Source organism: Pseudoalteromonas sp. S3776 (genome assembly GCF_005886915.1).
Classification (GTDB): Bacteria; Pseudomonadota; Gammaproteobacteria; order Enterobacterales; family Alteromonadaceae; genus Pseudoalteromonas.
Window position 1 is genome coordinate 1 of record NZ_PNCU01000200.1, and the last position, 237, is coordinate 237.

Sequence of the window (237 nt, forward strand, 5' to 3'; positions counted from 1 at the left end):
CATGATCAGCACTGGCAGATTGAGCAATATCACCGGGCGATCAAACAAGTTTGTCATATCGAACATTTTCAGGTTCGCAGTGAACGACCGGTGAGAAATCATATATTTGCGAGCATATTAAGTTTTGTTTATCTCCAGAAAATGCAGATAGCGCAAGAGTTCACGAATATTTATCAACACCAGCGCGAGCTATTCAAAGAAACGGTTGGAGCTTTCATTGTGAGTTTTGCAAAAGGC

General features: G+C 41.4%; 1 protein-coding gene. It reads left to right on the top strand.

Going from position 1 to position 237, the window contains the following annotated elements; genetic code table 11:
* Nucleotides 1-237: transposase (locus CWC16_RS19630; protein ID WP_138542704.1), on the top strand; the 237-nt coding region annotated here is incomplete at both ends.